General features: G+C 51.3%; 7 protein-coding genes and 1 pseudogene. All 8 read right to left on the minus strand.

Annotated features, from left to right (window positions below; translation table 11 throughout):
* A partial coding sequence (locus JCM12259_RS15420; protein WP_051559364.1) for a S9 family peptidase occupies nucleotides 1-1,822 on the minus strand: 1,822 nt, incomplete at its 3' end.
* A complete protein-coding gene (locus JCM12259_RS15935; RefSeq protein WP_148299626.1) occupies nucleotides 1,819-2,145 on the minus strand; it encodes a hypothetical protein in 327 nt (108 codons plus the stop codon). The genes JCM12259_RS15420 and JCM12259_RS15935, both read right to left, overlap by 4 nt.
* A gap of 8 nt (nucleotides 2,146-2,153) precedes the next feature.
* On the minus strand, nucleotides 2,154-3,560 hold the full coding sequence (locus tag JCM12259_RS11890) for a C1 family peptidase (protein ID WP_025066615.1): 1,407 nt from the start codon (nucleotides 3,558-3,560) through the stop codon (nucleotides 2,154-2,156).
* A gap of 221 nt (nucleotides 3,561-3,781) precedes the next feature.
* A pseudogene (locus tag JCM12259_RS17790) lies at nucleotides 3,782-4,734 on the minus strand (DUF6261 family protein).
* Between the two features lie 501 nt (nucleotides 4,735-5,235).
* The gene (locus tag JCM12259_RS17440; protein ID WP_234396609.1) at nucleotides 5,236-6,018 is read right to left on the minus strand and encodes a hypothetical protein; all 783 of its coding nucleotides are present in this window, start codon (nucleotides 6,016-6,018) and stop codon (nucleotides 5,236-5,238) included.
* The gene (locus tag JCM12259_RS17445; RefSeq protein ID WP_234396610.1) at nucleotides 5,985-6,698 is read right to left on the minus strand and encodes a hypothetical protein; all 714 of its coding nucleotides are present in this window, start codon (nucleotides 6,696-6,698) and stop codon (nucleotides 5,985-5,987) included. The genes JCM12259_RS17440 and JCM12259_RS17445 overlap by 34 nt, the downstream gene beginning before the upstream one ends.
* Complete coding sequence (locus JCM12259_RS17450) at nucleotides 6,691-7,923, minus strand: fimbrillin family protein (RefSeq protein ID WP_234396611.1); 1,233 nt, start codon at nucleotides 7,921-7,923, stop codon at nucleotides 6,691-6,693. The genes JCM12259_RS17445 and JCM12259_RS17450 overlap by 8 nt, the downstream gene beginning before the upstream one ends.
* 19 nt (nucleotides 7,924-7,942) lie before the next feature.
* Nucleotides 7,943-8,122 (minus strand): hypothetical protein, encoded by a 180-nt coding sequence (locus JCM12259_RS11915; RefSeq protein ID WP_025066618.1) that lies wholly within the window; start codon nucleotides 8,120-8,122, stop codon nucleotides 7,943-7,945.
* Nucleotides 8,123-8,297 lie beyond the last annotated feature (175 nt).

Raw genomic sequence — 8,297 nt, forward strand, 5'->3', positions numbered from 1 at the left:
TCCAAGGATAACTTCCCGCCATGCTCACCTCACTGTAAGAATAACCCCAATAGCCTTCTCCCCAATAACTGGTGTGATCGCTGATGCCTGCATGCGAGATGGCAGCAGCGAAAATGTCGGTTTTGGTTTGCAGATATTGCGTCATGAATCCACCGTAAGAAGCGCCGATACAACCGATCTTTTTGCCATTGACATAAGGATGTTCGGCCACAAATCGCTTGGTTCCCTCGATGATGTCATCGGCCACGCCGTCGCCCGCCGTATTGACATGACGCGACGAAAACTCCTGGCCGAAACCCACGGCACCGCTCGGTTGCAAGACATAAACGACATAACCGAGTGCTGCATAGGCATGATGCGGATAACGAGTCTCGAAATTTCGGCTTGTGGGGGAGCATCCGCCATAATAGTTGACGATGAGCGGATACTTCTTGTTCGGATCCAAATGGGGAGGCAGATAATATCGACCGCAGATCGTGTCGCCGCGACTGTTCACGAAGTTCCAAGCTTTACACGTCCCGATCTCCACTCCTTTGAGAATTGATTGATTCATATCCTCGACGAGCGTAACCTGCCGACGGGTTGTATTGACCGTGTAAACGCGGTCGGCATTGGATGCTCCCTCGCCATTGAACACCAACAGTGGCGCACCATCGGCCATCGACAGATGAGTGACAAGGTCTTCGGGCTGAACGATTTGATCGATTCGGCCGGTCTTGGCATCGGCTTGGAAGAGATGGATAAAGTCGCGATCGTCGGCCGTGAAATAGATCTTGCCGTCGGCTTTACTCCATAGTGCTTGATTAACCGACGGCTTAAAGAATTTTGTGAGCGGCTTCACTTGTCGGTCGGCGATGGTCAACACATAGAGCTGACGATCATACGCGTTGGGTATGCGACCCTCGGGAACGTTTTTGCCGATGCCACCAAGACATTCGGGGGAACCTATCACGAGAATTTGCCGACCGTCGGGCGAAAATTTGGCATCGCTTATGAAGCCGTCGTCTTTGATCAACGTGTCGGCCCGCATGGTGTTCAGATCGAGTCGATAAAGTGTTCGCAAACTTGTGGGACGCTGCATGTAACGTTCCCGCGAAGTCATAAACAGAATGTAACGGCCATCATGCGAGATATCTAGAAGCCCCACATTGTGATATCCGAAAGTGAGTGGCTGAATCAATCCGGTGCGTAAATCAAACCGCTCTAAACTGGTGCGGTCGCGCCATCCGGGCTGACGATCTTCGGGAGAAAGGATTTGATAGACTTCCTTATCTTCCTTCGGGCCCTCGTTATATTTCTGAATCACGACATAATCGGCCGTCGGCGACATCGTAAAATTACCCTCTGGCAATTTCTCGGCGATCACTCGCTCACGCCCCCCTGGCACATCTACGACAACAAGCAGGCGTCCGCCGTTGCCCTGACGCGTGTAATAATAAGCGTCGGTCTTCGGCATCCAATAAACATAGTCATAGGTATCGGCGATCGTCCTACCCGTCTTCACCTCAGAAATACGTGTCTTCCACTGCGCTTTTCCGCCTGCCAGCGTTGTGCAATAAAGTGTTTTCAGATACCGACCGCTATACGAGAGAGCTACGCCGCGCACGTATTTGCCGTCTGATACGCAGTCGAGCGAAAACATGCGTTGCGCATCGTTGACGGTTATCGCTGCCGACTGATCCGATGATACGGTCACATCGAGAGAATCGCGTTGGCCTTTCTGCACCAGATACTTGATCACAATGTTGTGTGTACGAGGCAACAGCGTGAGTGTATTCCCTGCCGATTTCGCCCCGTCCACGTATAGTTCATAATGTTTCAATTTGCCGACCTGATCGTAGCCTTGGCATACCCCGTGTTGCTCAGTGTGAAACCCAAAAGATTCAGATTATACCTCTGGTTTCCTCCGGGCACGATCGCACCGCTGAATGGTGTTCCCGACGCCGCCAAATCAAGATTCACAGGCGTATCTAAGAGCGATTCGACCGAAAACTTCTTATCCGACAGATTGACACTGTCCACCATCAATGGCTGTTGCAAAGCAAACGGACCAGCATATCTGAATGTCTTCACATGGATATCTGCGGCAAAAGAGAAATTCGCAGTCCATAAAGCTGCGAATAAAATCAGAATATTCTTCTTCATATCGATCATTATTTATCGTCGCAGAACAAGGGATCTTCGGGTATCACCATCACTGGCTTCTGCGCATATTGCTTCAATTGTTCGGGAGAAGCATACTGCTTGTCGACCACCAAACGGAACATGTATTCGTTAAACCAGCGATCTGTCATGATCAGATAACCGTTCTGGGCATCGCCGGTGCCCCAACTGTTCTCCACTTTCCACCGCAGCGGCTTGCCGGCAGCATCTAAGTCGACGGCCGTGAGCGTCATGGCGTGCGTCGAACCGCTATCGAATGTGGCGATGCGCTGTGCCTTGTTCATGCCGAAAGTGATGCCAAAGAGCGGGCCATATTGATAGTTATCGATGTCGGCAAAACCGCGCTTGCGGTCCAACTGCTTCCCCACATCATACGAGCTATACATCTTCCGCCCATCCTTGATGCTGGCGATGGCCAGGTTGGCAATATCTGTCATCGGCAGATTGAGATATTTCCAGTTGTGCCCGTCATAAGTGTGGCGATCCCACTCCACTTCATACGTCTTGTAATAAGGCCGACGCGGATCGTTCATCACCATGATGAAGGTGCCGTTGAGCGGTCCGCCCACCGTTTCGCGATAAAAATCGAGTGGCGTGTAAGTCTTCATCGGCGACACGGCGCGTCCTCGTTTGTCTTTAAAAGCATATTGAAACGACTTGACCGGCTCGCCCAAGGTCAGCGTCAAGATATGATAGATCGTGCCGAGCATCTCTGTCTTGCGGGCCTTGATCGCAGCCGCAGGCTTCCCGCTGCCGACCATTCCGCGCAGTTCAAGACCAAATTCGCGCAACTTAGACGACAAAATCTTCCCCATCCTACTCGTATTCTCGGCCGAATAAGTCTCCGGCATCACGCTCTTGGGCACCAAACCATATTTCTCGGCCAAATCAGCCACGCCGCAAAACGTGCCACCATCGTTGATCGGATGCTTGAAGAAGAATTGCACCCGTGTGTCATCCATCGGCTTCTTGGCACAGTCGATCACGCCCTGCAACATCAGATTAGCCTTCTCCAACTGGTCATAAAAGAAGAGGTAATCATGCGAAAACTCTACAGCCAACGTGTCGGCATGCGCCTTGGCAAAGTTAGCCCGCAGCACATTCAGCCCCGAAAACATCCAGCAACGCCCGCTGCTGCGCTGATTCATAATGCTCTGCTTAGGCGTCTCGTCGCTGAAATAAGTGTCGACCGGCCCCAGGGCGGCAAAGTTCCGGGCCAAATCATCAATCGAGTTAGACGCAATCGCATTGGATAGCGCCTTGTCTGCAACACTCACACGCGGCGCCCCCTGGATCTGCCTGAGCATCTGCGCAGAAATTCCGCCGTCTTTCGTTTGAGCCGTCAACGTAGTCGCAACGGCCAACCACACACACAAAGAAAAGATCTTCTTAGTCATTAGGATTAAATTTAATTATCATGTATTTCTGATTCAATGCTGCAAAATTAGGAAAAATCACCGTAATGGGCGCACAGTCCCACCCTGTTTTTTCAAATCAACCCCAACAAAAACCTCCCCCTCCCTCCAACAAAGCAAAAGGGTGAAAAGACAGCCTTCACCCATCTTTTCACCCTTCCCGGTTTTCCCCGGTTTAATTCACTCTTTCACATTTCCCCACTTTAACTCGCCTTCTCCACTTTCACCAGCTTACCGCCCTCGACCTTTACCCAAACGGATTCGCCGCTTAATGAAACGAGTTCGTAGAGTTTTGCATGATCCGAATCCTTGGCCGTTTTGCCGGTCAGCGACAGCGAATGCGGAGCGAAGCCCTGGGCGGATTCGAACGCCGGCAGCAGTTTTTCCACTTCTTTTTTCTCTTTCGCAGATAGTTTCAGCGACGCGCTGAGTTTGTGCGTGGCCTTGAAGCGGTCGGCCTCCTGATTGATGCGGTCGACCAGTCGTTCGATCATCGTGCGGTCGGCTGCCACTTCGGAAAAGAGGTGACTGGCTTCGATGTAGCGGCATACGGCGGCGAATATGGCGTCGGTCTGCGGCCGGACTTCGGCCAGCGGAGGCAGTTTCAGATCCATCGTTTTCTCTTGCCGCGCCTTGTACACGCGTTGAAATTCGTCGTTCACCGTTTTCAGCGCCGTCACGACGGGCGTGAGGCCCAGGGCCGCGATTTCGTCGGTGAGTCGTTCAAGATCCTTGAGCATGCCGCGCACGTCGCCGATTCGTCGTCGGCCGATTTAAACTGTATGCCGGTGTAGATGCCGAGCACTTTGTCGAGTTCGTTCGCTGCGTTGCGCACCAGCTCTACGGGCGATTTCCGCTGCCCTTTGACCACCCAGAAAAGGTTCGACAGCAGGTCGTCGCGCTGTCGGTCGAGCTCGCCCATGCGGTCGGTCTGCGTCGTGGCCATGGCCTGTTTGTTGATCTCGGTTTCCAGTTCCAGGCACTCGGCCCAGGCCTTCAGCAGGGTGTCCGAGAGGTGCAACTTCTGTTTGTCGACCTCGGTTACCAGCTCGTGCACATTGAAGTGGAACTGCAGATGATGCGAGTTGGTGTACCTGCCGCAATAGCTGCTGTCGACTTGCACCATCTTGGGTAATTGAATCTTTAATTGTTTCATAATTTTACATTTTTATTAATGATAATATCTCGCCGGAGTGTTCAGAAGCGCCTAAAATTTATTTTTTGCCTTTCTGCAATGTGCAGAAGCATGAAAAATCTGTTTTTTGCCTTTCTGCAGCGTGCAGAAGCATGAAAAATTCTTTTTTTGCCTTTCTGCAGTGTGCAAAAGCGTGAAAAATTCATTTTTTGTCTTTCTGCAATGTGCAAAAGCTTGAAAAATCTACTTTTTGTCTTTCTGCAGTGTGCAGAAGCTTGAAAAATCTACTTTTTGCCTTTCTGCAGTGTGCAGAAGCCTGAAAAATTCTTTTTTTGCCTTTCTGCAGCGTGCAGAAGCTTGAAAAATCTGTTTTTTGCCTTTCTGCAGTGTGCAGAAGCGTGAAAAATCAACTTTTTATCTTTCTGCAGTGTACAGAAGCATGAAAAACTCTTTTTTTACCGGTATTTACGCCTGCGGCTTTGAAGGCCGCAGGCAATAAACCGAATAAATCGAATCAATCAATTATTCTGAGACGGGGCGTGCCGCTAATCCGTACGAACGGCCGTCGCTGTACTGAGGGAGCACATTGATCCAGTAGAAGTTCAGGCCGCAACCGATGCCCGTGTAGTACGGAACTGCCGACCAACAGTAACCGTCGTCCCCAACACGGTACAACGAGCCACCGTCACTGCCGATGCCGACGCGGTAACCCGAAGCAGGAAAGAAGATGGTTGCGTTCTTACTACTATTGGTATAGAAATTAAGACCGTAGGCAGCAATGAATTTGTCCAATGATTCATTGATCTCTTTGGCATTGATATTAGCTGCTGTGGTCTGCTGCTGACCATTGCTGGTAAAACCAGTAAAGGCATTGCTTGCAGGCATCTTAAAGCCAACAGGGCAAGGATCGTAAACGGTCTTGACTACGGCGTTGTCGTTGTAACCAGTGATGGTGTTATCGGCAGACCAAAGGTTGTAGTAAGATGCATTACACCAGTCGTATTGATTTGTTCCGCCACCTCCAGCATTAATGAACATATTCTCTGGGTGCTGGATTGCGTAACCTAAAGAACGACCACCAGTGCCAGTGGTATTATCGAAAGAGTAACCATTTGTAGGGTAGAAAGTATTGGTACCAGGAAGTGCATCTTTACGACCAAATTGATAAAGGGTAGCAATACCTTCTTTCTTGCCACCAGGGTTTTGAGTGATATTGATGATAGTAACTTGCTTTACTCCACCGTTAGCGATGGTTTGTTCCACCTTGACTTTTACAGTACGAGGAGTAGTGTAAGATGAAACCATACCTTTAGGCTTCCAACCGAGGGTCTCTTTGGTGAAGTTGTAGGTCTTGCTTGATAGTTAGTAACGGCTATGGTACTAAGAGCGTCTTTAGGAGCAAACCACAGATGCCAAGACCAAACAACGGTGCCGTTCTTGGTTACAGCTACGACGGCGTTACCACTCTTGATGTCGGCTTGCTTAACTTCGAAGTCTAAGTAGGCATTACCACCATCTTGTTTGATAGGAGAAGCAGACAAGTGGACAAGGTCTTTCTCGTCAGCCCAAACAATCTTCGCACCATTGATACCTGCATTGGCACCACCGTTGGTTTTCTCAATCCAAGGGTCGGTGATGTCTTGGTCGTTGTGGTCTTTGAATTTGTTAAGACAATAGGGAGCTGTGTTACCTGTTTGGTAAGCACCTGTGTTATTGCCTCCGTTCTTGATGGCATTACCATAAACAAGCGGTATGCGATAATGGCCAGGGGCAGAGATAAGGTAAGAGTTGGCTGTGTTGCGTGCTGTGCTTCCACCTTTGGTGGAGAGGTCGTAGGGACTGCCGGCGGAGCTAATGCCGTAGCGGATTTCAAGGCATTGTTGCGGGCGGCGAACAGATCGGTTACATCTTTCGTCACAGTTACCGTTCCACTTTCGGCAGCTGTTCCGCCATCGCCGTTCTCGGTGGTCAGGTTGGTCAGCCATGTAGCTTGGTCTGCGTTTCTGCTCCCCATGTCAGACCGCCGTCAGCACTCTCCTGGTAGCTCACGACTTTCCATTTAACCGGTTGAAAGGTGTTGGTCGCCGGGTCTTTACGATAGCTCTTGATAGTATAGGGAGTCGTGCTCGTCGTCTGGTCGTAGGCGATGTCGGCCGGGTCAGTGGCTTCAATCTTATACTCCCAGCTGCTGTTGCGCTCGGTCATCATGTAGGTCTTGGTCGTACCGGGTGCCCAGGTCTTGCCACCGATGTTGGCGGTGATGTGGCTGTTGTCGGCAAACGTGATCACGATTTTTGCGCCCGAGGGAAGCGTCTGGGGCACCATCAGGAAGGTGTTGCCGTCTTTCACGATGACGGTGTTCAGGGTGCCGGAGGTCGACTGGTTGAGGTTGTCGAGCTTGAAGGTCTGCGCGCCGCTCTGGTGGCTCCAGGTTTTGGTGGCCAGGTCGAAGTGGCCGGCCTTGTAGATGCCTTGGAACTCGATGCTCTTGATGGTTTTGTTCCACGAGAGGTTCGAGCCGATACCGAAACGGATGGCGGTCAGGGCGTGGTAGAACTTCAGGGGTACGACGTGGGGCGAGCCGCCCGTAGCCGTATAGTTGAGCGTGGCGGTTTCGGCCGTCATCAGGTCGGTCTGGTTGGCGATGTCAGTCGAGGCCTCGAACTCCACGTAGGGCAGGCTGCCGGTGGTGGCCTGTACGAGCTTCTGACGCGTGTTCGTGCCGTCCATATAGGGATAAACGGCATAGAACTTGAGGGTTGCGGCCGAACGACTCCAACTGATGGGGCTGACCATCTGGCCGTGGCGGTTTACTTCTTCATTGTAGAAGAAGTCGGGACCTGCCGAACCGTTCTTGCAGGCAAAGGCGCCGAAGTTGGCGTCGATGGTGCTCTTGAGCCACGCACGGGTCTGCGGGGTGCGCTTCATCGGATTGACGCCGGGGACGGTCGACTCCTGCAGGCAGATGTCGGAGGTGCCGGCTTCGTTGAAGTCGATGCTGTGCGTGAGGTAGGTTTCCGCGTCGGTGGCACGCGACGGAAGGTCGGCGTCGGGAGCATCTTGCACGTCGGTTACGGAGAAGCTGAAATTGCTCTTGCCGTTGTTCTCCTGGTCTTTCGCGATGTCTTCGTCGGCGCAGGAGACGCTCGCGAGGCCCGTTGCTAGCATCAGTAGCAGGGCCGAAAAGTGGTATTTACTGTACTTTTTCATTGTCATTTTCTGTTTTTAATTAATCGAACTCTAATTCTTCTTCATCTTCGTCGTTGTCGCCCACCTCGATCGGCGGATTTCCGACGCCCGGCGTGGGTTTGATTTCGCTGCCAAGTAGCAGCGCCGATTCGTTGTCCAACCGGATGACCTCGTACTTGGGTGCGAGATAACGCTTTAATTCAACTTGATTTTTCTTCATAATTACATATTGTTTTGATAAATAAATTCGGGCTTATTTTGCTCTTTGCTCGGTTGGCAAAAGGGCATAAAAAAGGAACAAAGGGAACTCTCTTGATCCCTTTGTTTATTGGTGTTTAGCGCATGCTTTACGCGCGCGCGTAAGGTGAAGCCGTGAAGGTGTCTACGCCAGGTGC

The sequence above is a fragment of the Hoylesella enoeca JCM 12259 genome (assembly GCF_000613405.1).
GTDB classification, from domain to species: Bacteria; Bacteroidota; Bacteroidia; order Bacteroidales; family Bacteroidaceae; genus Prevotella; species Prevotella enoeca.